The sequence below is a fragment of the Uliginosibacterium sediminicola genome (assembly GCF_039631295.1).
Taxonomy (GTDB): Bacteria; Pseudomonadota; Gammaproteobacteria; order Burkholderiales; family Rhodocyclaceae; genus Viridibacterium; species Viridibacterium sediminicola.
In genome coordinates, this window is the sequence record NZ_JBDIVE010000001.1 from 332,946 (window position 1) to 357,663 (window position 24,718).

Sequence of the window (24,718 nt, forward strand, 5' to 3'; positions counted from 1 at the left end):
CAGATTAGAAGGCCCCGCTACAATCGCCCGACATCACGGAGAGCACAGATGAAGCAGGCCGCACCCGCACGGAGCCTTTCATGAGCGAATTGGCACGCAGCTCCGACGCCACGCAACTGCTGGCGCCCATCGATTTCTACTTCGATCTCGGATCGCCCTACGCCTATCTGGGCAGCGAGCTGATCGATACGCTGGGCGCGCGCTACCGCCGCCAGGTCAATTGGCATGTGTTCCTGCTCGGCGCCGCCTTCAAACACACCGGCGCGGCGCCGCTGACCCAGCAAGCGCTCAAGGGCAGCTACGCGCTGCACGATTTCGCACGATCAGCGGGCTTTCACGACATTCCCTTTCGCCAGCCGACGCGCTTTCCGGTGTCCACGGTGCACGCGGCACGCGCCTTCTGCTGGCTCTCGGCGCAAGACCCGCTGCTGGCACGCGGCTTTGCGCACGCCATCTTCCGCGCCTACTTCACGGCCGACCGCGACATCGACAACATCGATACCGTGCTCGACATTGCCCAGTCGCAGGGTGTCGCGCGTAGCAGCCTGGCCGAGGCCCTGGGCAGCGTCGCACTGAAAGACAGCTTGCGCCTCGAAGTGGATCGCGCCATCGCGCGGGGCGTCTTCGGCGCGCCGTTTTTCATCCTCGATGGCGAAGCCTTCTGGGGCGTCGATCGCCTGCCCCAGCTGACGCGCCGGCTCGACGGCGAAGCATTTTGATGCTGCGTAGTACAGCCCGCGGCGCCTGCCGCCTGCTGCTTGGCCTATTCCTCTGCGGCAGCGCGGCGCACGCAGAGGCTGCCGAGCCACTGAGCCGCTTCGAGGAAAGCGTCGTCGACCTTCCCGTCACCCTGCATCTGCGCAACGAACGGATTGTCGAACGCAAGATGGTGCTGACTCGCTTCAAGCCGCCAGGCCCGGGGCCTTTTCCGGTTGCCATCGTCAATCACGGCCGTTCCAGCAACCGCAGCACGCCCAACCGGCAGCGCATGCCCAGCATGAGCAACTACCTGCTCAAAAAGGGCTTTGTCGTGCTGGTACCGACGCGCATCGGCTATGGCGACAGCGCCATGCTGGAGAACTCGCTCGACCCCGAGAGCAGCGGTCCCTGCACGCAGCGCGACTACCTCGGCGCACTGCGCCCGGCGGTCGAACAGATTGCCGCCACCCAGGCCTATGCCGCCACCCTGGACTACGCCGATGCGCGCCGCGTGCTGGTGGTCGGCCAGTCGGTCGGCGGCATCGCCACCGTTGCCTACGCGGCCACTCGCCCGGAAAATCTGCTCGGCTACGTCAATTTTGCCGGCGGCGCCGGGGGCGACCCGATCCTGCGGCCGGGCCGGCCCTGCCAGCCCGAGCTACTCACGGCAGCCTACGCGCAGTTCGGTCGTGAGGCTCGCCAGCCGGGCCTGTGGATCTATACCCGCAATGACCAGTATTTCGGCCCGAACGTGAGCACGGCCTGGCACCAGGCTTTCATTGCCGGCGGCGCAGCGGCACAATGGCTCCTGCTGCCTGCCTTCAACGAGGATGGCCACAGCCTGATGGCCGAGGGCGGCTTCATCTGGCACGGCTTGCTGGACGACTTCCTCGCCCAGCTCGGCCTGGCAACCAAGCCCTGAGCGCCGCACCACCGACCGGATTCCAGCTGATTCATGAGCGATTTGCCCGTATCCCCCTGCATCCGCCAATGCTGCCTCGACGAGCACAACATCTGCGTCGGCTGTTTCCGTGCGCTCGACGAGATCACCGGCTGGCAAGCCGCCGGCGTGGCGCAGCGCGAAGCAATCCTGGCGCGCTGCGCACAACGCAAGCAGGAACACGCGGCAGCTCACCAGAGCGGCATAGCAAGCGAGGACAAGTAGTTCATAATTGCTGCAGCGGCCGGCCTACTCCGGGCCCGGCGCATGCCGTATTGTTGGCGCATCCATCCATCCGCACACAAACATGCAACTCGCACTCATCAGCGGCCTCTCCGGCTCCGGCAAGAGCATTGCCCTCAATGTGCTTGAAGACGCCGGCTACTACTGCGTCGACAACCTGCCCGCCAGCTTGCTGCCACAGCTGGTTGAACAGCTCTCCCGCGAGGGTTGCCAGCGCCTGGGCGTCGCCATCGATGTACGCTCGGGCGCCAGTATCGCGGCGGTGCCGGCGATCCTCGAACAGCTGCGCCACCAGGTCGAAGATGTGCGCTTCCTGTTCCTCGATGCGCGGGACGACACGCTGATCGCACGCTTTTCCGAGACCCGCCGCCGCCATCCGCTGGCCAATGCCGACATCACCCTCGATGAAGCCATCGCTCATGAACGCGAACTGCTCTCGGCCCTGGGCGAGCTGGGCCACCACATCGACACCAGCAATCTGCTGCCCAATACGCTGCGCGCCTGGATTCGCGACACCGTGGTGCAGTCGGCGCCGCATTGCGGCCTGACCCTGCTGTTCCAGTCTTTCGGCTTCAAATACGGCATTCCGGTCGATGCTGACATGGTCTTCGACGTGCGCTGCCTGCCCAATCCGCACTACGACAAGGCGCTGCGCCCGCTGACCGGCAATGATGCGCCGGTGATCGAGTTTCTCGAACGCATTCCCGAAGTGCACAAGATGGCCGAAGACATCCAGCGCTTCGTCGGCGAATGGCTGCCGGCCTTCGTGCGCGACGGACGCAGCTATTTCACCGTGGCCATCGGCTGTACCGGCGGCCAGCATCGCTCGGTCTATCTGGCGCAGCGTCTGGCGCGCGAGTTCGCCGGCCGCACCCAGGTGCTGGTGCGGCACCGCTCGATGAAGGCGGAATAACAGCGCGATGGGCGCGCGTGACTGGCTGGCCCTGGCCAAGCCCGGCGACTACCTGGTGTTCGTGGCGCTGGCGGCGCTGACCGCGCTGAGCTGCCTGCACTTCTGGTCGAGCGAGCGGCCCAGCCTGGTGGTGGTGCGCGCCAAGGGCAAGACGGTTGCCAGCTTGCCGCTTGATCGCGCCGCCAAGCTTGAAGTCCGCGGCCCGCTGGGTATCACCCATGTCGAGGTCGAACCCGGCCGCGCCCGCGTGGCTGCCGATCCGGGCCCGCGCCAGTACTGCGTCAAGCAAGGCTGGCTGACACGCGCCGGCGCCATCGCCATCTGCGCGCCGAATGAAGTGAGCGTCGCCCTCGAAGGCGGGCAGAGTCGCTACGACTCGATGAGCTACTGAAGATGAAACTCAGCGCCAATGCCGCCGATTACCGCGTCGCGCGTTTTGCCACCGCCGCCATCGTGCTGGCCGTCGCCGAGGCAGCCATTCCGACGCCCTTGCCGGGCCTCAAGCCAGGTCTGGCCAATATCGTCGTACTCATCGTGCTGCTGCGCCATGGCTGGCGCGAAGCGGCCTGGGTCGCCGTGCTGCGCGTGCTGATCGCCAATCTGCTGCTGGGCCAGCTGCTGGCGCCGGGCTTCTTCCTCAGCGCCGCCGGCAGCGCCGCCAGCCTGTTGATGCTGATGCTCGCGCAGCGCCTGCCACCACGCTGGTTCGGCGCCGTCAGCCTGAGCCTGCTGGCCGCCTTTGCCCACATCGGCGCGCAGCTGGTGCTGGCGCGCCTGTGGCTGGTGCCGCATGAGGGCATCTGGCTGCTCAGCCCGGTCTTTGCCAGCGCCGCCCTGGTCTTTGGCAGCATCAATGGTCTGATCACCGCGCGGCTGCTGCGCGAGTTGCCGCCGCCCGAGCCCACCGAGCCGGCCGCACTCGGCTAGCATCCGCGCCATCACAGCAGGAGTCATCATGCGCAAAACCATCGCCGTCGCCCTCACCGGCGCCTCCGGCATGCCTTACGGCATCCGCCTCATCGAATGCCTGCTCGCCGCCGGTTGTCGGGTGCAATTGCTGTATTCGCAAGTGGCGCAGATCGTCGCGCGGCAGGAGATGGATCTCGCTTTGCCAGCCCGCGCCAGCGAAGCTGAAGCCTGGTTCTCGGCGCAATTCAAGGCCGAACCCGGTCAGCTGCAGGTGTATGGGCGCGAAGAATGGTTCGCGCCCGTGGCGTCCGGCTCCAATCCGCCCGATGCGATGGTGGTCTGCCCCTGCAGCATGGGCAGCCTGGCCTCGATTGCGGCCGGACTGTCGTCCAACCTCATCGAGCGCGCCGCCGATGTCTGCCTCAAAGAGCGCCGCCCGCTGATCCTGGTGCCGCGCGAAACGCCCTTCTCCACCCTGCATCTGGAGAACATGCTGCGCCTCTCGCGCATGGGCGTCGTCATCCTGCCGCCCAACCCCGGCTTCTACCAGCACCCGCAAAGCATTGCCGAGATGGTCGACTTCGTCGTCGCACGCATCATGGATCAGCTGGCGGTGCCACATGAGTTGATGCGGAGATGGGGCGAGTCTGCAAGCAACTAGTCGCAAGCTCAGTGTCGTCGGAAGGCAAAAAAAAGCCCCGTCATGCTGACGGGGCTTTTCCACTAGATCACTTATTGAACACGCTGGATCTGCGTGATGTTGATGCCACCCGAAGCGTTGCCACCATTAGAAATATCATTCTCGCGACTATAGAAAATCTTCACATGGGTCTGAGTGTGCCCAGCGACGCCAGAATAGCTGATGGTGTCACCATTGGCCGAAGCGGCTGTCGTGCTAATACCAGCATCCTTGGCAACCAACACGATGTTATCGCTACCCACCAGAGCTACCTTACCCAAAGTCGCAGTACCCGAAGTCTGCTTGTAACTCACAGTCACCGTGAAGGCAGTGCCTGACGTCACCGGAACCGCAATGTAGGTACGCACCGTACCTGCGGTCGTACCAGCAGTCACCAAAGATCCAACTGCACCGAGCGTCGCCGGATTCGTCGTAAAAAAGGAGCCATTCGTGTTCCAGATGCTGCTGCTCGTCGCATTATTGGTCGAGCCTGCAGGACGATAACGCAACACAGCGGATGTGGTGCTGTTGAAGAAAATCAGGTTATCAACAGTTTTCTCAGTGGCGATCTGGGCGATCGAATTGTCTCCGGTCGCCGTGTAAGTAGCTGAAAAGAAGCTGCTCGCATTTTGGTAGGCTGTGTCACTAAAGCCCCAGGTCGTCGTCACTGCAGCGGCGGAGGAAGCTGCCGACGACGCAGTAGAAGAGGCTGCGGAAGATGCCGCCGACGAAGCAACGGACGAGGCCGCTGAGGACGCCACTGAAGAAGCAGCAGACGAAGCGACCGAAGAAGCCACAGATGAAGCGGCAGACGAGGCCGCCGAAGAGGCTACGGACGATGCAGCCGAGGACGTGCTGCTGCTGGCAGCAGCCGTAGTGGTGGTCGTGGGGTTGTCATCGCTGCCACCGCAAGCGGCGACGATGAGGCTGAACAGCAGCGCGCTGGCTGCCGCTTTCACGGAATGATGCATCTTTGTCTCCTTGCGAGAGGCGGCCTGGGGCTGCGCTCTCCTGTCTCATTTATACGCGGCTGATCGCCGTGCTCTTTTGCCCTTGCCTGTATGACAGCACAAGGATCTGCCGTCATGCTACTGAAAATCATGCGCGACGAGAACAGTTTTTGTTACCGGTATCGTAATTTTTTTGAACTAAGTCACCAGGCACCCTGAAAAGCGCTCATGCGGCACTGCAAACATCTGAGCTATCGGGCTTTTTTGCTCTGCGGTAAAATGCCGGCCTAGCTCGCCCCGGCGGTTCCGGGGCTCAGGTTTTTTCGGGATTCCGCCGTGCTTATCGCCAATAACATCACCATGCAGTTCGGGGCCAAGCCCCTGTTTGAAAACGTTTCGGTCAAATTCGGCGATGGCAATCGCTACGGCCTGATCGGCGCCAATGGCGCGGGTAAATCCACCTTCATGAAGATCATCGCCGGCGTGCTGGAGCCTTCGGCCGGCAATATCGCGCTGGACTCCGGCGAGCGCATGGCCTTCCTGCGCCAGGACCAGTTCGGCCATGAAGAGAAGCGCGTCATCGACGTGGTGATGCAGGGCCATGCCGAGATGTGGTCGGCGATGATCGAGAAGGACGCCATCTACGCCAACCCCGAGGCGACTGAAGACGACTACATGCACGCCGCCGAACTCGAAGGCAAATTCGCCGAGTACGACGGCTACACGGCCGAAGCGCGCGCCGGCGAGCTGCTGCTGGGCGTGGGCATTCCCACCGCGCAACACACCGGCCCGATGAGCGAGATCGCGCCGGGCTGGAAGCTGCGCGTGCTGCTCTGTCAGGCGCTGTTCGCGAATCCCGAAATCCTGCTGCTCGACGAGCCGACCAACAACCTCGACATCAACACCATCCGCTGGCTGGAAAACGTGCTCAACGGCCGCAACAGCACGATGATCATCATCAGCCATGACCGTCACTTCCTGAACCAGGTGTGTACGCACATGGCCGACCTGGATTACGGCCGCATCCAGATTTACCCCGGCAACTACGACGACTACATGGAAGCGGCGCAGCAGGCGCGCGAACAGCAAGCCAAGGACAATGCCCGCGCCAAGGAAAAGGTCGCCGAGCTGCAGGAGTTCGTGCGCCGCTTCTCGGCCAACAAGTCCAAGGCGCGCCAGGCAACCAGCCGCGCCAAGCAGATCGAGAAGATCAAGATCGAGGACTTCAAGCCTTCGAGCCGCCAATACCCGTGGATCCGCTTCGATTACGACGAGAAGGAAAAGCTGCACCGCCAGGCCGTCGAGATCGAGAACCTCACGTTCGGTTATGAAGCCGACAAGCCCGTCATCCAGAAGCTCACGCTGAGCATCGACGCGGGCGACAAGGTGGCCATCATCGGTGAGAACGGCGTCGGCAAGACCACCCTGCTCAAGCTGCTGATGGGCCAGCTCACGCCGCAGAAGGGCACGATCAAGTGGGCCGAGAAAGCCAAGCTTGGCTACTACGCGCAAGACCACTCGGACGATTTCGCCAGTGACGAGAGCCTGACCGACTGGATCTCGGGCTATGTGCGCGAAGGCGGTTACGACGGCGACGACGCGGTGACGCTGATCCGCGGCACCCTGGGCCGCCTGCTGTTCAAGGGCGACGAGGTGAAGAAGTCGGTCAAGGTGATCTCGGGCGGCGAGCAAGGCCGCATGCTGTTCGGCCGCCTGATGCTGCAGCGCAAGAATGTGCTGCTGCTCGATGAGCCGACCAACCACCTGGACATGGAATCGATCGAGTCGCTCAACACCGGCGTCGCAGATTTCTCCGGCACGCTGTTGTTCGTCTCGCATGACCGCGAGTTCGTCTCGTCCATTGCCACGCGCATCATCGAAATCAAGACCGATGGCACGATTGTCGATTACCGCGGCAACTACGAGGAATACCTGTCCAGCCAGGGCCTCGAATAAGCACTAATGCAGTCAAGCCGGGCCGCCAGCGACGCATCCGCGATGCGCCTGGCGGCCTTTGTTTTGCTGGCCGCGCAGCGCCCTCAGCGCGGGGCCGGCTGCAGGCGGATGTCCTGCATGCGCGTGCCCGGCGCATGGCTGAGCTCCCAGGGCTGTCCTCCGCCCCGCCAGGCGCGGAAGGTCACGCCGCTGAGCAAGCCATTGCGCAAGCCATCAATCCTGATCGGCGCAGCGCCAATCAGCAGCAAGTCCTCGAACGCCACGTTCTCGTGGTAAATGCGGTTCTTCACATCACCCAGCACCAGGATGGCGTTGAAGTCCACCGTCTTCAACACGCCCCCTTGCATCACTGGCGTGGGCTGCCAGCGCGCTGAATACTCGACGCTGTTGCGCTGCACGCTGAAGTCTTCAAAGTGGCCAGTCTGGCGTGCGGGCGCGTAATCGATCAGCGCGTTCGGATCGGAATACTCGGTGGTCAGCACAAAGGGCTCGCGCTGCAGGTCGCGATGCGCGTTGTCGCGATAGAGCACGCGCCGTGCGCCGCCGCCATTGAGGTTATTGGTCTTGGCGCGCAAGCCGCTCCAGGTGAGATTGATCACATTGTCTTCGGCCACCACGTCTTCGATCCAGGCGCCGGTATGGCTGCCCAGCACCACGGCGCCATGCCCCTTGCGCATGAAGTTGTTGAAGATCCAGGCATCGCGCTGTGGCGGCTGCTGCTCGGCCGCCAGGCCGGTGCCCGCAGCAAAGTTCACGCAATCGTCTCCGGTATCGAAGAAACTGTTGAAAACCATCACGTGGGCGCTGTTGCCAAATTCCACGCCATCGCCATTGTTGACGTCGAAGGTCTGCACGCTGAGCCCGTTGACGGTCGCATTCTCGCTCTCCAGCACCATCACGCCGTGAAAAGCGGGATTCATCAAGGTGAGGCCAGCGATGTAGAGATTCTCTACGCCGCGCAAAGTGATCAGGCTGGAGCGGTACTGGCCATAGGCGGTGCCTGCCGCCACGCCATTCTTCACGGCGGCGGCGACCTGGTCGGCCGCGAGGATGCCATCGTCCAGCACCTTGCGATTATTGCTGGCGACATAGACCGGCAAGCTGATCCCGGCCTCGCCGATGATGCTGGCCGGCTCGGCACGCTTGAAGCCATTGCCGTCAATGCGGCCACGGCCAAGGATGCGGATGTTGCGGAAGCTACCGGCACTGCGCGCATGCTCATCGAGCGCGTTGATCAGCGAAGGCGGGCGCCGCGTCGTCGAATACTCATACAGCGTGTAACCACGCGCCAGCGGGTAATCGGCGGCCGATTCCGAGCCGAGCAAGGTGCCGCCTTCGGCCACTTCCAGCGTCATATTGCTTTTGAGGAAGATCGCACCGCTCTTGAACACGCCGGCCGGCACCCGCACCGTGCCGCCCTGCGGGCAGGCATTGATGGTGTCCTGGATGGCGCCGGTATTGAGCGTCTTGCCGTCGCCGACCGCGCCGTGCTGGCGGATGTCGCAGACCGGCGCAAGCGCTGGCGTGGTGAGCTGCAGGCGCGGGCTGTGCGCGGAATAACGGCCATCGCGCAGCACCGCACGCACCGTGAAGCTGTAGCGCGTGCGCGGTTTGAGTCCGCTGACATTGAAGACATGCGGTTGCACGCGCACATGCACGCCCTCGCGATCTTCGGCATAGAAGGCATCGACCCAGGGTTGCGCTGGCGAGGACTGGCGCGCATTCTCCTGCGCGCTGCCGAGCAGCTTGCCATTCATGAACACCTGGTAATCCTTGATCTCGGCATAGCCTTCGGGCTTGCTCCAGACCAGCACACCGCTGTGCGCATCAAAGGATTGCGGCGGCGCCAACAGCTTCGCCGGTACATAGCCTGCCGCCCACGCCGCCGGCATCAACAGCGCCAGCAGGAAGCCGCAAGGCAAACCGAATTTCCATCGCAGCACAGATGTCATGTCTCACTCCCAGGGCGACTCGATGCCGCCTCGATCAGATCTGCCTCAAAGGCAATGCGCACAGATTGTGCCACGGCGGCGGGCCTGCATTATCCTTCCTGTCCCGCGAAACGGAACCTTCCTTCTCATGAACAAGCTGATTTCGCCTTTTGTCGAAGAAACCCGCTTCGGCAACTGGTTCCTCCGCTCCGGCATCTGGAAAGAGCATGTCATCACGCGTGCGCTGGACTTGCTGCAGCCGATGCTGCCGCAGCCTGAACGCCGCTTCGCGCGCATTCTCGACATCGGCTGCGGCTTCGGCCATTCCTTCGCCCTGCTTGCCGAGCGCTTCCGCCCGGACGAGATTGTCGCCCTCGATGCCGACCCCGAACTCGAACAACGCGCCAGCGCAGCCGCCGCCCGCTGCGCCTGCAAGGTTCGCCTGTACGCCGCCAATGCCGCCCGCATCGATCTGCCGGACCAGAGCTTCGACATGGTGTTCTGCCACCAGAGCTTCCACCACATCATCGAGCAGGAAGCGGCGATGGCCGAATTCTTCCGCGTGCTCAAACCCGGTGGCGTGCTGCTGTTTGCCGAATCGACGCGGCGCTACATCCACTCGCTGATCATCCGCACCCTGTTCCGCCACCCGATGGACGTGCAGAAAAGCGCCGAGGAATACATCGCGATCATCCGCCAGGCCGGTTTCGAGCTACCCGCGTCGCGCATCAACTTCCCCTACCTGTGGTGGAGCCGTGAAGATCTCGGCTTCTTCGAGACCATCGGCCTGCTCAAGCCACCCCCCATTGGCCAGCGCGAAGAAACCCTGGTCAATGCCGTTTGCATCAAGCCCGCTTAAGGCCGTAACATCCATGGGCTAGAAGCTTCCTGTCACGGCAGACCCGGGGATTCCATGAAACTGCGCAGCGCAGCACACCTTGCCCTCACACTTGTCCTCGCCTGCGCCGGTCTCTGCCAGGCCCAATCCACCGCAAGTGCTCGCGTCGAAGCCTTTGCACCGCAAGGCGAGATCAAGGATGTGCGCCAGGTCACGGCGCGCTTCTCGGCACCCATGGTGGCGTTTGGTGATCCGCGCCTGCCGCCGCCCTTCGACATCCAGTGCGCCACGCCAGGCAGCGGCCACTGGGTCGATGCGCGCAACTGGGTGTATGACTTCGAGCGCGACCTGCCCGGCGGCCAGCAATGCAGCTTCAGCACGCGCAAAGCGCTGCAGACCCAGGCCGGCCAGCCGCTGGCGCCCGCCAGCTTCAGCTTCAACACCGGTGGCCCGGGCATTCGCGCCAGCTGGCCGGAAGAAGGCAGCGAATTCATCGATGAACAACAGGTCTTCATGCTCGGCCTCGACGCGCCGGCCGATCTGGCCAGCGTGCGAGAGCGCGCCTATTGCAGCATTGCCGGCATCGGCGAGCGCGTAGCGCTGCAGCTTATCGAGGGGGCGGAACGCAGCAAGCTGCTTGCCGAACAGGCCGGGCGTGCGCAGCAGTTCTTCGCCGTGCTCGGCAAGGGTGGCGCGCAGGGGCTGCTGGCGGTCAAGGATGATCGCCTGAAAGACGCGCCACTGCTGCTCGCCCGCTGCGCACGCACCCTGCCCGCGGGCGCCGAGCTGAAGCTGGTGTGGGACGCCGGCATCCGCAGCGCCGGCAGTGGCATCGCCACACGCCAACAACAAACCCTGCCGTTTCGCGTGCGACCGGCGTTCGAGATCAAGCAAAGCTGCGAACGCGTCAAGCCCGATGCCGGCTGCGTGCCGGTGCTGCCGATCACGCTGAATTTTTCAGCCCCCGTCGAGGCCGCCCTCGCCGCCCGCATCGAGCTGCTCAAGGCCGATGGCAAAACCGTGCGACCGACACTCGACGCACAGGCCAAGGCGGTGGAGAGCGTGCGCTTCAACGGCCCGTTCAGCGCGCACAGCGAGGTACGCATCAAGCTGCCGGCAGGCTTCCGCGACGACGCTGGCCGCAGCGCCGACAACGCGGCGGATTTTCCACTGTCAGTACGCATCGACGACGACCCGCCCTTGCTGAAGTTCGGCGCCCATTTCGGCATCCTCGAAGCGGGCGCGCAGGCGGCCCTGCCGGTCAGCGTGCGCAATGTCGAGGCCAGCCTCAAGCATCTGCCGCAGCCGCCAGCCAAGACCTCAGCCGGCCCCGGCACGCTGGCGCGCATCGATACCGACAGTGACGAGAACATCGCCCGCTGGCTCGCCCGCGTCTGGCTGCCGCCGCACGACAACGAAGTCACCCAGAGCGCCTTCCTGAAGCAGCATCAGCGCTATCCGCGCGAAGGCGAAATCTCCCTGCTGTCTGGCACACGGCCGGACAAGAGCTTCAAAGCCACGCCGCTGAGCCTGCCGCGCATTGAAGGCGAACGCACGCTGGAGCTGGTCGGCATTCCGCTACCCAAGCCCGGCTTTTACGTCGTCGAATTCGCCAGCAATCGCCTGGGCGCCGCCCTGCATAACGAAGCCAAACCCTACTACGTCTATTCCAGTGCGCTGGTCACCCGGATGGCCGTGCACTTCAAGCACGGTCGCGAATCTTCGCTGGCCTGGGTGACCACGCTGGACAACGCGCGTCCCGTCGCCAATGCCCGCGTCAGCGTGAATACCTGCGAAGGCCAGCCGCTGTGGAGCGGCAACACCGATGCCAACGGAATCGCCCGCATCGATGCCCAGCTGGAGCCCGGCAACAACTGGCGCTGTCAGGGCCTGCTGGTGGTGGCGCGCAAGGACGGCGACGTCTCCTTCATGCGCAGCAGCTGGAACCAGGGCATTTCGACCTGGGAATTCAATCTCGGCGGCGGCGCCAGCGCCACGCCCATCGCCACCCATACCGTACTCGACCGGCCGCTGTTCCGCGCTGGTGAAACCGTCTCGATGAAGCACTTCGTGCGCCTGCGCACCGGCCAGGGCTTTGCCGAGCCGCCCACGCCGGGCGGCACGGTGATCATCAGCCACGAAGGCAGCGGCCAGCGCTATGAAGTCCCCGCCCGCTGGCAGGCCGGCAACGGCACGTCGAGCTGGAGCATCCCCAAGGAAGCCAAGCTCGGCACCTACACCATCAGCCTGCGCGTCGATGGCCAGCAGCAGGAATCAGGCCGCCTGCGCGTCGAGCAATACCGCGTGCCGCTGATGAAGGCGGTGCTCAAGACGCCCACCACGCCTGCCGTGCGCGCCCGCCGCATCGACATCGACGCGCAGCTCTCCTATCTGGCGGGCGGCGTGGCCGCCGGCGCGCCGGTCCGGGTCCGCAGTCGCCTGCTGCCCTACCCGCAGCAGTTCCCGGCGTACGAGGACTTCAGCTTCGGCGGCAAGATTCCGCAGGAAGGCCTGTCGGCAATCGAGCCATATCGCTACGACCCCTCGGGCGACGAGGAAACGCCCAGCGAAGCCACAGCGGCCGGTGGCAGCGTGGGCGGCTATGCGGCGCGCAGTCGCAATCTGAGCCTCGATGGCAATGGCGGTGCGCGGCTCAGCTTTGACGGCATTCCGCAATCAGACGAGCCACGCGCCCTCGAAGTCGAAATGGAGTACAGCGATCCGAACGGCCAGCTGCTCACCGCCGCCACGCGTGCCCTGGTACTGCCTTCGGCCGTGGTGCTGGGCCTGCGCCGTGAGGGCTGGTATGCCACGCGGGAGCATCTGTCGTTCCGCGTCCTGGCGCTGGACCCGCGCGGCAAGCTGCGCATCGGCCAGAAAGTCAGCGTGGAAGCCTATTCGCGCAAAACCTATGCATATCGCAAACGCCTGCTCGGCGGCTTTTACGCCTACGAAGAGACCGCCGAGGTCAAGCGCCTGGGCGAAGTCTGCAGCGGCAAGACCGATCAGCGCGGCATGCTGCTATGTGATGGCCCCGCGCCCGACAGCGGCAACCTGATTCTGCTGGCGCGCAGTCAGGACGAACAGGGCCATGCCGCCATCGCCAGCACCGAGCTCTACGTGGCGGGCGAAGAGAACTGGTTCCCCGCCTCGCAGAGCGATCGCATCGACGTGCTGCCGGACAAGCGCAGCTACCAGCCCGGCGAAACCGCGCACTTCGAGGTGCGCATGCCATTCCGCGAGGCCACCGCCCTGGTCACCGTCGAGCGCGAAGGCGTGCTCGCCGCGATGGTCTTGCCGATCAGCGCCAGCAAGCCGATGGTCGACGTGCCGATCAAGGCCAGCTACGGGCCCAATGCCTATGTTTCGGTCATGGTCGTGCGCGGCCGCGTCGATCCCGAAGTGCCGGGCCGCTTCGCCTGGCTGCGCCAGATGGTCTATCGCATCGGCATGTTCCTCGGCCTGGTGAAAGAAATGCCACAGGAGCGCGATACGCGACCGACGGCCCTCGTCGATCTCAGCAAACCGGCGTTCCGCCTGGGCATGGCGCAGATCAAGGTCGGCTGGCAGCAATACGCGCTGCAGCTCAAGGTGGAGGCCGACCGCGAGCACTACACGGCACGCGAACATGCGCGCGTGAAGATCAGCGTGGCCGATGCCTATGGCAAACCCGCCGCCAACGCTGAAGTAGCCATTGCTGCGGTCGACGAAGGTCTGCTGGCGCTGGCCGCGCCGACATCCTGGGAACTGCTGGACGCCATGATGCAGCGCCGCCCGGCCGAGGTGCAGACCTCAACCGCGCAATCGCAGGTGATCGGCAAGCGCCACTTCGGCAAGAAAGCCGCCGCGCCCGGCGGTGGTGGTGGCGAAGGCGCCAATGCGCGCGAGCTGTTCGACACCCTGCTGCTGTGGCGCCCCGCCGTGCAGCTCGATGCGCGTGGCGAAGCCTATATCGACGTGCCGCTGAACGACTCGCTGACATCTTTCCGCATCGCGGCCATCGCCCATGCCGGCACGATGCAGTTCGGCACCGCCAGCACACGCATCCGCAGCACGCAGGAAGTCATGCTGTTCGCCGGCCTGCCGCCCTTCGTGCGCGAGGGCGACCAGTTCGCCGCCATGCTCACCGTGCGCAATGGTGCGGATCGCGCCTTGACGCTGGATGTCAGCGCCAGTGCCGATGCCGGCAGCGGCGCCAAAGCGGTCGGCAGCCAGCGCATCAGCCTCAAGGCCGGCGAAGCCAGCACTCTGAGCTTCCCGGCCAACGCGCCCTTCGACGCCAGACAACTCAAGTGGCTCTTTGCCGCTCAGGAAATCAGCCAGGGCAAACCCGGCGCGAGCGATGCACTCAAGTTCACGCAGAACATTGGTGCGGCCTATCCCGTGCGCCTCTACCAGCAGACGCTCGAACAGCTCGAAGCCGGCAAGCCGCTGAGCTTTCCCGTGCAGCGCCCGGCCGGCGCCGTGCCGGGCCGTGGTGGCATCGACGTGCGCCTGGCCAACTCCTTGGGTGGCGAACTCAGCGGGCTGCGCGAATGGATGCAGCGCTATCCCTACAGCTGCCTGGAGCAACGCGCCTCGGTCGCCATCGCGCTGGAAGACGAGTCGCGCTGGCAGGCAACGATGAACAGCCTGCCCAATTACCTCGACCGCGACGGCCTCGCCCGCTACTTCGCGATGGACGCCCTGCAAGGCGATGACACGCTCACCAGCTATCTGCTAAGCATCAGCCATGAAGCGGGCTGGCGCGTCCCCGATGCGCCGCGCGAGCGCATGCTCAAGGGCCTCGAAGACTTCGTCGCCGGCCGCATCCAGCGCTACGGCAACTTGCAGACCGCTGACCTGGTGCTGCGCAAGCTCGCCGCCATCGACGCCCTCGCCCGCTACGGCCGTGCACGCGCCGAGATGCTGCAGCCGCTGGAGATCGCACCCAATCTGTGGCCCAGCTCCGGCCTCATCGACTGGGTGTCGCTGCTGACGCGCATGAAAGACATCCCCGAGCGCGAACGCAAGCTCGACGAAGCGCGCCAGATCCTGCGCTCACGCCTGACGTTTACCGGCACGACGATGAATTTCTCGACCGAGAAGAGCGACTACCTGTGGTGGCTGATGGTCTCGCCCGACCTCAATGCCGTGCGCATGCTGCGCCTGATCGCCGACGAGCCCGGCTTCAGCGCCGCCGACGCCGGCCGCCTGGCACGCGGCGCCCTCGGGCGTCAGCAGCAGGGGCGCTGGCAGACAACCGTGGCCAACGCCTGGGGCGTCATCGCGCTGCGCCACTTCCGGCAGCGCTTCGAGCGCGACGCAGTGGCCGGCAACACGCAGCTGAGCCTTGGCGACACGCAGCAAAACCTCGACTGGCGCACGGCGCAAACGCGTGACAGCGGCGACCCGACACAAGGCACAGCGCTTGGCGAAGGCCTCGCCGCGCACTTCGACTGGCCCGGCGCGGGCGCCGCACGTCCTGCCGCCACCCTGGCGCTGCAACACCAGGGCAGCGGCAAGCCCTGGGCCTTCATCGCCTCACGCGCCAGTCTACCGCTCGACAAACCGCTATTCGCCGGCTACCGCATCAAGCGCACGATCAGCCCCATCGAACAGAAAAAGGCCGGCCTCTGGCAGCGCGGCGACAGCTACCGCGTGACGCTGGAGATCGACGCCCAAGCCGACATGAGCTGGGTGGTGGTCAATGATCCGGTGCCGGCCGGCGCAACCGTGCTTGGCAGCGGCCTCGGCGGCGATTCGGCGCAGCTTGCCTCGACGGCCACATCCGCCAACCCGCAAAGCTGGCAAGGCCCGGCGTTTGAGGAGCGCGCCTTCGATGGCTTCCGCGCCTATTACCGCTACCTGCCCAAGGGCAAGCTCCGCCTGGAATACAGCGTGCGCCTCAACAACCCCGGCCACTTCGAAATGCCCGCCACACGCGTCGAAGCGATGTACGCGCCGGAGATCTTCGGCGAGCTGCCGGTGGCGAAGATGGAAGTCAAGGCGGCGCCATGACGCCTACACACTACGCGCATGTGGCGCCCGTCTAGAACGCTGACACGGCGCGTCCTCCCCGGCATTGCGCTGGGCGGCCTGCTCCTGCTGGCGCTGCGGGTGCTCACTGCGCCGGTGCCGGATTTCGCGCAGGTGCGTGCCGACACGCCCAGCTCGGAAGCGACACTGCGCGACCGTCATGGCGCGGTGATCGAGCGCCTGCGCCTGGACAGGACGCGGCGCATGCTGGACTGGGTGCCGCTCGATGCGATCTCGCCGCAGCTGCTGCGTGCCGTGGTGGCCTCGGAAGACCGACGTTTCTGGTGGCATCCGGGCATCGACCCGATTGGCATCGGCTCGGCGCTCATCGACAATCTGCACCGGCAGCGGCCACGCGGCGCGAGCACGATCAGCATGCAGCTGGCCGGCTTGCTGGCCGAGCCGCCGCTGCCGCGGAACTGGCGCGGCAAGCTGCAGCAAATGCGCATGGCCTTGGCGCTGGAGTTGCGCTGGAGCAAGCGCGAGATTCTCGAAGCCTGGCTCAACCGCCTGCCCTTCCGTGGCGAGCTGGTCGGCATTGACGCCGCGGCGCGCGGCTTGCTCGCCAAGGGGCCGGACGGGCTCGATGCAGCGGATGCCGCCGTGCTCGCCGCGCTGATTCGCGCGCCCTCGGCAAACCGTGCCACGCTGGCGCGCCGCGCGTGCGCCAGCTTGCGTGCGCTGCAAGCCGATGCGGCCTGTGCGCAGAGCGATTACCTGGCGCTCGGCTTGCCCGCACGCCCCTATCCGCTGCCCGGCGTGGACGACGCGCCGCATCTGGCGCGGCGCCTGCTGCGCAAGAGCGGCGAAGTGCTGCAAACGAGTGTAGACGGCGCGCTACAGCGCTTTGCCAGCGAGAGCTTGCGCACGCATCTGGCCGAGCTGGCCGAGCGCAATGTCGAAGATGGCGCGGTGATCGTGCTCGACAATCGCAGCGGCGAAGTGCTGGCCTACGTCGGCTCCAGCGGCGAGCTCAGCGGCGCAGCGGCGGTCGATGGCGTGGCGGCGCAGCGCCAGCCGGGCTCGACGCTCAAGCCCCTGCTCTATGGCCTGGCCATTGACCGCGACCTGCTCAGCGCCAGCTCGGTGCTCGATGATTCGCCCCTGGCCTTGAACACGCCATCCGGCCTCTATATCCCGCAGGATTACGACCGCGATTTTCGCGGCGCGGTGAGTCTGCGCACGGCGCTGGGCGCCTCGCTCAATGTGCCGGCGGTGCGCGCGCTGAGCCTGCTCGGCGTGCCGCGTTTCTTAAGCGGACTGCGCGAGTTCGGTCTCGTCAGCATGCAGCGCGATGCCGACCACTACGGCTTTGGCCTGGCGCTGGGCGCTGCCGAAACCAATCTGCTGGAGCTCGCCAACGCCTACCGTGCGCTGGCCAATGGCGGGCGCTGGAGCGCACCGCGCTTCACGCCGGCCGCTGCCGATACGCAGCCCGCACAGCGCCAGGTGCTGGGCGCCGCGGCCAGTTTCATCATTGCCGACATCCTCGCCGACCCGGTGGCGCGTGCGCCGACCTTCGGCTTTTCCAGCCCGCTGTCCACGCATGGCTGGGCGGCAGTGAAGACCGGCACCAGCAAGGGCATGCGTGACAACTGGGCGATTGGCTTCACTGATCGCTATACCGTCGGCGTGTGGGTCGGCAATTTCTCCGGCGCCGCGATGTGGGATGTCTCGGGCATCACCGGCGCTGCACCGGTCTGGCGCGACATTGTCGAACACCTGCATGCCGGCCAGGCCTCACGGGCGCCGCGCCCGCCTGCGGGTGTGCAGCAGCGTCAGGTGATTTTCCAGCCGGCCATCGAGGCGACGCGGCAGGAGTGGTTCAGCGCCGCGCAAGCCGGCGTCGGGCCGCTACAGGTGCGCCTGCTCGATGAGGCGCGGGCGCAGCTGATCATGCCGCCCGACGCGGCAACCATAGCGCCGGATCCTGACATTCCGCAAGCGCGCCAGTCCCTGCTGCTGCAGGCGAGCGGCGCCGGCAAGCTGTGTTTGTTCCTCGACAATAAAGCGGTGGCGCCTTGCGGTACCCTGCAGCAGATGCAAGCCCTGCCCGCGCCGGGCCGCCACCAGCTGGAACTGCGCGATCGCCACGGCCATGTGCTCGATGTACATCGTTTCGAGGTCCGCGCCCTGCAAACAGCAGCCGCCGCCACCCGATAGCCTGGCACAATGGTTCAGCTTGCCAACCATGCCCGCATTCAATACGCTCTGAACTTCCCGGCGTCTTGATCCCGACTGCGGGTTCCCGCTCCGTTCTCCACCGCACGCGCCATCCCGCGCGCTTTCGTGATGACACATCCTCCTGCCCGTATCGCCGTGATCGGTGGTGGCCCTGCCGGCCTGATGGCTGCTGAGGTGCTCGCCAGCGCCGGGCACGCCGTCGAAGTCTTTGACGCCATGCCTTCGCTGGGCCGCAAATTCCTGATGGCCGGCAAGGGCGGCATGAACATCACCCACTCGGAAGCGACCGAAGCCTTCATCGCCCGCTACGCCGAGCGCTCCGCCCGCCTCGCGCCGATGCTGCAGCGCTTCGGCCCCGGCGCGCTGCGCGACTGGATTCACGGTCTGGGCATCGAGACCTTCATCGGCAGCTCTGGCCGCGTCTTCCCGACCGACATGAAAGCGGCGCCCCTGCTGCGCGCCTGGCTGCACCGCCTGCGCGAGCAGGGCGTGAAGTTCCATGTGCGCCATCGCTGGAACGGGGGTCTCGAACCGACCGCGCAGGGCCAGCGCGCACTGCGCTTCCTCAGCCCGAGTGGCGAAATCTCCTTTGTTGCCGATGCAGTGGTGCTGGCACTCGGCGGCGGCAGCTGGCAAAGGCTGGGTTCGGACGGCGCCTGGGTGCCCTGGCTGGCCGCGCGCGGCGTCGCCATCAGCCCCTTGCGGCCGGCCAACTGCGGCTTCAACGTGGCCTGGAGCGCGCACCTGCGCACACGCCATGCTGGCGAAGCGCTCAAGGCGGTGATGGCGCGCTGCGTCGATACCAGCGGCCTCACCTACAGCCGCCAGGGCGATTGCGTGATCAGCGATTACGGCATCGAGGGTGGGCTGATCTATTCGCTCTCGGCGGTACTGCGCGAATCGATTGCCGAACAGGGTCAGGCCACGCTGAGTCTGGACTTGCAGCCCGACCGCGACCTCGCCTGGCTGAGCCGCGAAATCGCCCATCCGCGTGGCGCGCGCTCGCTGTCCAGCCATCTGCATAGCCGCATCGGCCTGCACGGCCTCAAGGCAACCTTGCTGCGCGAATGTCTGGCGCCGGAAGTCTTCCAGGACCCGGCGCGCCTGGCGGCCGGCATCAAGGCCCTGCCGATCAGCCTGCTCTCGGCGCGGCCGCTGGACGAGGCGATCAGCAGCGCTGGCGGCGTGCGTTTTGAGTCACTGGATGAGGGCCTGATGCTCAGCCCGCTACCGGGCGTGTTCTGCGCCGGCGAAATGCTCGACTGGGAAGCGCCCACCGGCGGCTACCTGCTCACCGCCTGCTTTGCCAGCGGACACACCGCCGGGCACGGCGCACTGGCGTATCTGCAGCAGCGCTGAGCGGATCAGATCGTACGCTTGCGCTTGCTGCTGGTCGGCGTCGCCTTGCGACTGGGCGGAGCCGGTTCGCTGCTGGGGCTGCTGTACTGCACCGGCACTAAAGCGTCTTCACGCGTGGCCAGCTCGACCGGCGCCGACTCCACGCTGAGCATGGCGCGCTCGATCTGCACCACGATCTCCTGGGCGGTCGCGCCGTCGAGCAGGAACAGGTTCTTGCGCGCCGTCACACTGACCCGCGTCAGCGTCGGCGAGAGGGATTCGAGCTCCAGGCTCAGATCCATGTCACTGAGCCGCGCCCGCGTCAGCTGGCCTTTGTCGAGCGGCACCTGCTCATCGACTTGCAGCAGCAGTTTTTTCGCCGCGATCTGCGTGGCGCTGGCGACCTTGTCCATCGGCGCGCTGAAGGTGCGCGAAGCAGTGCCATTGATCTGATGCGAAAAGCCGGCGCCCGCGCCGGCGCCGGCCAGACTCACCGCCAGCGCCGCGCAACCGCTGCACAGCAGTGGCGCGAGCAGGCACAGGCCCAGCGTAAGCACACGCCGCAGAGCGGCAAAGGAAGCAGGACGGGAAGCGGGCGTGCTGGGCGACATGAGAACACCTGTTTTGAAGACTTGCGCGAGACTTCGCGCCTGACTCCTTCAAGCAGTGCGCATGCCCGCCCGTGCCGCGCCAGACGCTGCCTGACAGATGCGCGCAGCCGCCGTGCGAACGGTCGCCACGCGGGCAGCAACGGTCAGCCGCGAACATCCACCGCCGATACGCGGCCTGCCAAGCAGCTCGCCCCCTGCCCGAATACGTCAGCCCGCTGGCCAGATTGGGCAGCACACCGGCGGCACGATCTGGCCAAGCGGCTTGACAGCGCCAATCATTTCGATAATCATTGAAATATGGAAACGAACACCGCCGTCAGCGCGCTCGCCGCGCTCGCCCAAGCCTCTCGCCTGCAGATCTTCCGTGCCCTGGTGCAAGCCGGCAGCGCCGGGCTGGCGGCTGGGCGGATCAGCGAGCTGACCGGCATCGCACCCTCCTCGCTGTCCTTCCACCTCAAGGAACTGAGCCATGCGGCGCTGGTGACATCGGTACAGAGCGGCCGCTTCGTGATCTACAGCGCCAACTTCAGCGCCATGAACGCGCTGCTCGCCTTCCTCACCGAAAACTGCTGCGGCGGCGCGCCCTGCGGCCCGGCCGTGCCGAGCTGCTGCCCTCCCGGAGATACCCCCACATGAAACGCATGCATATCCACATTGCTGTCGCTGATCTGCCGCAGAGCATCGCCTTTTACTCCGCGCTGTTCGCGGCGCAGCCCAGCGTCAGCAAACCCGATTACGCCAAGTGGATGCTCGACGATCCCCGCGTGAACTTCGCCATCTCACAACGCGGCGTAGCACCGGGACTCGACCATCTGGGCATCCAGGTGGAATCCGCCGAAGAACTGGCCGAGCTGCAGACGCGCCAGACACAGCTGGACGCCCCACAGCTGAGCCAGACCGGCACCGCCTGCTGCTACGCACAGTCGGACAAGCACTGGATCCGCGATCCACAAGGCATCGCCTGGGAGAGTTTCCACACCCTGGCCGATGTACCGATGTTTGGTGCCGAGCAAGTAGCCGCCGGCAGCGCCTGCTGCGCCCCGACGCCGGTGAGCGTGAGCCTGGGCATGCCGACCCGCAAGAAAAGCGTAGCAAGCGACAGCAACAATGGAGCCCCCGACAGCACTGCCAAGCCCGGCAGCTGTTGCTGACACTTTTGGAGAACCCGCACGATGAATGACAAGACATGGAACGTACTGGTGCTGTGCACCGGCAACTCGGCGCGCAGCGTGATGGCTGAAGCGCTGTTCAACATCCTCGGCAAGGGGCGCTTCCGCGCCTTCAGCGCCGGCAGCCACCCGAACGGTCGCGTCAATCCCTTTGCCATCGAGAAACTGGAGAGCATCGGCTACGACGTGAGCGGCCTGCGCAGCAAGAGCTGGGACGAATTCGCCACGCCCGACGCGCCGCAAATGGATTTTGTGATCACCGTCTGCGACAACGCCGCCGGCGAAGTCTGCCCGATCTGGCCCGGCGTGCCGATGACTGCGCACTGGGGCTTTGAAGATCCCGGCGTGAGCGGCAGCGACGAAGAAAAACGCGCCTCCTTCCACAAGGTATTCGAGCAGATCCGCAACCGCGTCGCGCTGTTCGCCGCCTTGCCGCTGGATACGCTGGACCGACTGGCGATCAAGCACGAGATGGACAAAATCGGCCACACCCCGGTCCAATCATGAGCGCGCCGACTTCCAGCATCGCAGCGATGAGCGTTTTCGAGCGTTATCTGAGCCTCTGGGTGCTGCTCTGCATCCTCGTCGGCATCGCACTCGGCCAGCTCTTCCCGGCGGCCTTCCAGGCCATCGGCGGGCTGGAAGTCGCACGGGTCAATGTGCCGGTCGGTCTGCTGATCTGGGTGATGATCATCCCGATGCTGATCAAGATCGACTTTGCCGCGCTGCATCAGGTCAAGGCGCACTGGCGCGGCATCGGCATTACCCTGTTCGTGAACTGGGCCGTCAAGCCTTTCTCGATGGCCTTGCTCGGCTGGATCTTCGTGCGCCACGTCTTCGCGCCCTGGCTGCCGGCCGACCAGCTCGACAGCTACATCGCCGGCCTGATCCTGCTGGCCGCCGCGCCCTGCACGGCGATGGTCTTCGTGTGGAGCCGGCTGACCCAAGGCGACCCCTACTTCACGCTGTCGCAAGTGGCGCTCAACGACACCATCATGGTGTTCGCCTTCGCGCCCCTGGTTGGCCTGCTGCTGGGCATCTCGGCGATCAGCGTGCCATGGGCCACGCTGGTCAGTTCGGTGGCGCTCTACATCGTCATCCCGCTGCTGCTCGCCCAGTGGCTGCGCAAGCGCCTGCTGCGCGGCGGCCCCGCCCACTTCGAAGCGGTGCTCGCGCGCAGCGGACCGTGGTCGATCAGCGCCCTGCTGCTGACCCTGGTGCTGCTGTTCGCGTTTCAGGGCGAAGCCATCCTCAGCCAGCCGCTGGTCATCGCCATGCTGGCCGTGCCGATCCTGCTGCAAGTGGTGTTCAACGCCGGCCTGGCTTACTGGCTCAACCGCGCAGCGGGTGAGCAGCACCAGATCGCCTGCCCCTCGGCGCTGATCGGCGCCAGCAACTTCTTCGAGCTGGCGGTGGCGGCAGCGATCAGCTTGTTCGGCTTCCAGTCCGGCGCCGCGCTGGCCACCGTGGTCGGCGTGCTGATCGAAGTACCGCTGATGCTGGTCGTGGTGCGCTGTGTGCTACGCAGCCGCAGCTGGTATGAAGCGGGACGCCGCCAGCATGTTGTCTAGCACAAACGCTGCACTGCCCGATTCGCATACGCCACATGTCGGCGCCTCAATTCTGCAGGGCGAAACATATGTTATAAAAGCCGGATGAACGATCACTGAGCCAGACGCGGTGCAAGGCGTCGTTCCTAGGCCTCTTATAACTGCCCGAGACGCTGCGTTTGAATATCCTCACCGAATTCCTTGCCAAGCTGCCCACCCCGCTGGACTGGCCCTACTCACTGTTGTTCATTGCGCTGGCATTCCTGCTGATCCATGTGGCGCACAGCTTGTTTGCCGCCGCAGCGGTATCAATGGAACCCGGCGAGCGCAGCGCCAGCGCCGCACGTTATGGATCCGCCGTTGGATGCATGTGCTGGGCGCTGGACCTCGCCGGCCTGTTCCTCAACCCGCAGTTGCCCAAGCAGATCACGCTGCACTACGTGCTGTTCGCCCTGATCGTGATGAACATCAGCACGCGCCTGACCATGCCTCCGCTGATCGCCACCCACTCACCCAGGCGGGTAGTACTGCAAGCCTCACTGATCCTCGCTATCGGCATGACGCTCGGGCATCTGCTGCTGGCCTCATCCTTCGGCACGCTACCCAGTTCCCTGCAAACGCTACCGACGCTGGGCGCCATCGCGCTGGCCACCGGGGTGTGCGCGGTGCTGTCCCTGCGCCACCGTAACGCACGCCTGCGTGCACAGACAGCCTCGCCAATCACCCTGCCGTTCTACGTCAAGCTGGCAGCGGCGTGCTGCATTCTCTATCTGCATACCTGCCTGGTCGCCATCACCGGTATCCAGGGCACACATCAAGACATCACCACCAGCAGCCTGTTGTCGATTGCCGCCCTGCTGAGCCTGGCGGTCTACGTATCGCTTGATCATCTGATGCTGATGCGCCGGGACTGCGCACGCAACCAGCAGATGAACAGCTCGCTGGCGCTGATGCACACCATGCATCCCGAACCAAACTCGCACGCCCAGCAGCGCATTTCACTGATTGCCGAGCGCCTGCCCAGCCTGCTCAACGCGCAGAGCCTGCAGCTGCACTTCCAGCCGATCCAGTCGATCGGAGCAGGCGCCACATCGGTACGCCTCGAAGCCCTGCTACGCGTCCATACACTGGATCTGGGCCGGGTCAGCCCGGAGAGTTTTTTCATCGCCTGCGACCGCATGCAGCTGGCCACACGTGCCGACCGCATCATCATCGAACAAGCGCTGAGCCTCTCGCGACCCTGGTCGGCGCATGCGCACTGCAAGGGCATCTCGGTCAACGTCGGGCCGCAAACCCTGCTCGAAGCCTGCTTTGCCGACTGGCTGGCGAGCCGCTACGAGCGTAACGACTGGCCGACCGACTGGCTGCAGCTGGAACTCACCGAGCACGCCATGATCGCCAAGCCCAAGGCCATCGCCAGCGCCATCCAGCGCCTCGCCGCGCAGGGTGTGCCGGTGGTGATGGATGACTTCGGCGCCGGCTATTCCTCGCTGGGCCTGCTCGTCGAACTGCCGATCACCGGCATCAAATGCGACCGCGCCTTCGTCAGCACCTTGCAGCAAGACCCGGCACGCCAGGCGCTGCTGCAGCACATCTGCAACATGGCGCATGCGCTGGAGCTCTCGGTGACGGTTGAAGGCGTGGAGACGGAACACGATCTGGCGCTGATCCGCAGCCTGGGCGCCGATGCGATCCAGGGCTATGTGCTGGCCAAACCGATGTCTTCCGCCGACATGGACCTCTGGCTGTCGCACTCACCCCGGCAGGCCCTTACTTGGGCGGCCGCCTGA

20 protein-coding genes are annotated in these 24,718 nt (G+C 65.4%); 17 read left to right on the forward strand and 3 right to left on the reverse strand.

Annotation, left to right across the window (positions count from 1 at the left end; all coding sequences use genetic code 11):
• The first annotated feature begins 80 nt into the window (after window positions 1-80).
• The 7 genes from ABDB84_RS01600 (at window position 81) to ABDB84_RS01630 (ending at window position 4,365) form a co-directional block, all read left to right on the forward strand.
• Complete coding sequence (locus tag ABDB84_RS01600) at window positions 81-719, forward strand: 2-hydroxychromene-2-carboxylate isomerase (RefSeq protein ID WP_345917919.1); 639 nt, start codon at window positions 81-83, stop codon at window positions 717-719.
• Complete coding sequence (locus ABDB84_RS01605) at window positions 719-1,621, forward strand: alpha/beta hydrolase family protein (protein WP_345917920.1); 903 nt, start codon at window positions 719-721, stop codon at window positions 1,619-1,621. The genes ABDB84_RS01600 and ABDB84_RS01605 overlap by 1 nt, the downstream gene beginning before the upstream one ends.
• A 33-nt stretch (window positions 1,622-1,654) precedes the next feature.
• A complete protein-coding gene (locus ABDB84_RS01610; RefSeq protein WP_345917921.1) occupies window positions 1,655-1,864 on the forward strand; it encodes a DUF1289 domain-containing protein in 210 nt (69 codons plus the stop codon).
• Window positions 1,865-1,946: 82 nt separating this feature from the next.
• A complete protein-coding gene (rapZ, locus tag ABDB84_RS01615) occupies window positions 1,947-2,795 on the forward strand; it encodes an RNase adapter RapZ (RefSeq protein ID WP_345917922.1) in 849 nt (282 codons plus the stop codon).
• A gap of 7 nt (window positions 2,796-2,802) precedes the next feature.
• Entirely contained in the window at window positions 2,803-3,186 is a 384-nt protein-coding gene (locus ABDB84_RS01620; RefSeq protein ID WP_345917923.1) for a NusG domain II-containing protein, read from the forward strand.
• 2 nt (window positions 3,187-3,188) lie between these two features.
• Window positions 3,189-3,722 carry a Gx transporter family protein gene (locus tag ABDB84_RS01625; RefSeq protein ID WP_345917924.1) on the forward strand — a complete coding sequence of 178 codons (534 nt, stop codon included), beginning with the start codon at window positions 3,189-3,191 and terminating at the stop codon, window positions 3,720-3,722.
• Between the two features lie 28 nt (window positions 3,723-3,750).
• Window positions 3,751-4,365 carry a flavin prenyltransferase UbiX gene (locus ABDB84_RS01630; protein ID WP_345917925.1) on the forward strand — a complete coding sequence of 205 codons (615 nt, stop codon included), beginning with the start codon at window positions 3,751-3,753 and terminating at the stop codon, window positions 4,363-4,365.
• A 71-nt stretch (window positions 4,366-4,436) separates the two neighbouring features.
• Here the strand turns inward: ABDB84_RS01630 and ABDB84_RS01635 are convergent, their stop codons facing one another.
• A complete protein-coding gene (locus tag ABDB84_RS01635) occupies window positions 4,437-5,354 on the reverse strand; it encodes a hypothetical protein (protein WP_345917926.1) in 918 nt (305 codons plus the stop codon).
• Between the two features lie 315 nt (window positions 5,355-5,669).
• Here ABDB84_RS01635 and ABDB84_RS01640 point away from each other — a divergent pair, with 315 nt between their 5' ends.
• Window positions 5,670-7,289, forward strand: a complete 1,620-nt coding sequence (locus ABDB84_RS01640; protein ID WP_345917927.1) for an ABC-F family ATPase — start codon at window positions 5,670-5,672, stop codon at window positions 7,287-7,289.
• Window positions 7,290-7,372: 83 nt separating this feature from the next.
• Here ABDB84_RS01640 and ABDB84_RS01645 read toward each other — a convergent pair whose 3' ends face one another.
• Window positions 7,373-9,241, reverse strand: coding sequence for a glycosyl hydrolase family 28 protein (locus ABDB84_RS01645; RefSeq protein WP_345917928.1), 1,869 nt, complete (start codon window positions 9,239-9,241; stop codon window positions 7,373-7,375).
• Between the two features lie 127 nt (window positions 9,242-9,368).
• Here ABDB84_RS01645 and ABDB84_RS01650 point away from each other — a divergent pair, with 127 nt between their 5' ends.
• The 4 genes from ABDB84_RS01650 (at window position 9,369) to ABDB84_RS01665 (ending at window position 19,619) form a co-directional block, all read left to right on the forward strand.
• Entirely contained in the window at window positions 9,369-10,079 is a 711-nt protein-coding gene (locus ABDB84_RS01650; RefSeq protein WP_345917929.1) for a class I SAM-dependent methyltransferase, read from the forward strand.
• Window positions 10,080-10,133: 54 nt separating this feature from the next.
• Window positions 10,134-16,058 (forward strand): alpha-2-macroglobulin family protein, encoded by a 5,925-nt coding sequence (locus ABDB84_RS01655; RefSeq protein WP_345917930.1) that lies wholly within the window; start codon window positions 10,134-10,136, stop codon window positions 16,056-16,058.
• A gap of 18 nt (window positions 16,059-16,076) precedes the next feature.
• Complete coding sequence (gene pbpC, locus ABDB84_RS01660) at window positions 16,077-18,239, forward strand: penicillin-binding protein 1C (RefSeq protein ID WP_345917931.1); 2,163 nt, start codon at window positions 16,077-16,079, stop codon at window positions 18,237-18,239.
• A 129-nt stretch (window positions 18,240-18,368) separates the two neighbouring features.
• A complete protein-coding gene (locus tag ABDB84_RS01665; RefSeq protein WP_345917932.1) occupies window positions 18,369-19,619 on the forward strand; it encodes a TIGR03862 family flavoprotein in 1,251 nt (416 codons plus the stop codon).
• 5 nt (window positions 19,620-19,624) lie between these two features.
• Here ABDB84_RS01665 and ABDB84_RS01670 read toward each other — a convergent pair whose 3' ends face one another.
• Window positions 19,625-20,209 (reverse strand): DUF3568 family protein, encoded by a 585-nt coding sequence (locus tag ABDB84_RS01670; RefSeq protein WP_345917933.1) that lies wholly within the window; start codon window positions 20,207-20,209, stop codon window positions 19,625-19,627.
• A gap of 297 nt (window positions 20,210-20,506) precedes the next feature.
• Here ABDB84_RS01670 and ABDB84_RS01675 point away from each other — a divergent pair, with 297 nt between their 5' ends.
• From ABDB84_RS01675 to ABDB84_RS01695, 5 genes are all read left to right on the forward strand, one after another.
• A complete protein-coding gene (locus tag ABDB84_RS01675; RefSeq protein WP_345917934.1) occupies window positions 20,507-20,845 on the forward strand; it encodes an ArsR/SmtB family transcription factor in 339 nt (112 codons plus the stop codon).
• Window positions 20,842-21,360, forward strand: a complete 519-nt coding sequence (locus tag ABDB84_RS01680; protein ID WP_345917935.1) for an ArsI/CadI family heavy metal resistance metalloenzyme — start codon at window positions 20,842-20,844, stop codon at window positions 21,358-21,360. Before ABDB84_RS01675 ends, ABDB84_RS01680 begins: the two co-directional genes overlap by 4 nt.
• Before the next feature lie 21 nt (window positions 21,361-21,381).
• The gene (locus tag ABDB84_RS01685; protein WP_345917936.1) at window positions 21,382-21,885 is read left to right on the forward strand and encodes an arsenate reductase ArsC; all 504 of its coding nucleotides are present in this window, start codon (window positions 21,382-21,384) and stop codon (window positions 21,883-21,885) included.
• Entirely contained in the window at window positions 21,882-22,949 is a 1,068-nt protein-coding gene (arsB, locus tag ABDB84_RS01690) for an ACR3 family arsenite efflux transporter (RefSeq protein ID WP_345917937.1), read from the forward strand. The genes ABDB84_RS01685 and arsB overlap by 4 nt, the downstream gene beginning before the upstream one ends.
• A gap of 158 nt (window positions 22,950-23,107) precedes the next feature.
• On the forward strand, window positions 23,108-24,718 hold the full coding sequence (locus ABDB84_RS01695; protein ID WP_345917938.1) for an EAL domain-containing protein: 1,611 nt from the start codon (window positions 23,108-23,110) through the stop codon (window positions 24,716-24,718).

Coding starts and splice junctions, on each gene's coding strand:
- ABDB84_RS01670 (WP_345917933.1), bottom strand. CDS start 20,209: ATGTCGCCCAGCACGCCCGCTTCCCGTCCTGCTTCCTTTGCCGCTCTG.
- arsB (WP_345917937.1), top strand. CDS start 21,882: ATGAGCGCGCCGACTTCCAGCATCGCAGCGATGAGCGTTTTCGAGCGT.
- ABDB84_RS01675 (WP_345917934.1), top strand. CDS start 20,507: ATGGAAACGAACACCGCCGTCAGCGCGCTCGCCGCGCTCGCCCAAGCC.
- ABDB84_RS01635 (WP_345917926.1), bottom strand. CDS start 5,354: ATGCATCATTCCGTGAAAGCGGCAGCCAGCGCGCTGCTGTTCAGCCTC.
- ABDB84_RS01680 (WP_345917935.1), top strand. CDS start 20,842: ATGAAACGCATGCATATCCACATTGCTGTCGCTGATCTGCCGCAGAGC.
- rapZ (WP_345917922.1), top strand. CDS start 1,947: ATGCAACTCGCACTCATCAGCGGCCTCTCCGGCTCCGGCAAGAGCATT.
- ABDB84_RS01600 (WP_345917919.1), top strand. CDS start 81: ATGAGCGAATTGGCACGCAGCTCCGACGCCACGCAACTGCTGGCGCCC.
- ABDB84_RS01610 (WP_345917921.1), top strand. CDS start 1,655: ATGAGCGATTTGCCCGTATCCCCCTGCATCCGCCAATGCTGCCTCGAC.
- ABDB84_RS01620 (WP_345917923.1), top strand. CDS start 2,803: ATGGGCGCGCGTGACTGGCTGGCCCTGGCCAAGCCCGGCGACTACCTG.
- ABDB84_RS01645 (WP_345917928.1), bottom strand. CDS start 9,241: ATGACATCTGTGCTGCGATGGAAATTCGGTTTGCCTTGCGGCTTCCTG.
- ABDB84_RS01655 (WP_345917930.1), top strand. CDS start 10,134: ATGAAACTGCGCAGCGCAGCACACCTTGCCCTCACACTTGTCCTCGCC.
- ABDB84_RS01630 (WP_345917925.1), top strand. CDS start 3,751: ATGCGCAAAACCATCGCCGTCGCCCTCACCGGCGCCTCCGGCATGCCT.
- ABDB84_RS01685 (WP_345917936.1), top strand. CDS start 21,382: ATGAATGACAAGACATGGAACGTACTGGTGCTGTGCACCGGCAACTCG.
- ABDB84_RS01650 (WP_345917929.1), top strand. CDS start 9,369: ATGAACAAGCTGATTTCGCCTTTTGTCGAAGAAACCCGCTTCGGCAAC.
- ABDB84_RS01625 (WP_345917924.1), top strand. CDS start 3,189: ATGAAACTCAGCGCCAATGCCGCCGATTACCGCGTCGCGCGTTTTGCC.
- pbpC (WP_345917931.1), top strand. CDS start 16,077: ATGTGGCGCCCGTCTAGAACGCTGACACGGCGCGTCCTCCCCGGCATT.
- ABDB84_RS01605 (WP_345917920.1), top strand. CDS start 719: ATGCTGCGTAGTACAGCCCGCGGCGCCTGCCGCCTGCTGCTTGGCCTA.
- ABDB84_RS01665 (WP_345917932.1), top strand. CDS start 18,369: ATGACACATCCTCCTGCCCGTATCGCCGTGATCGGTGGTGGCCCTGCC.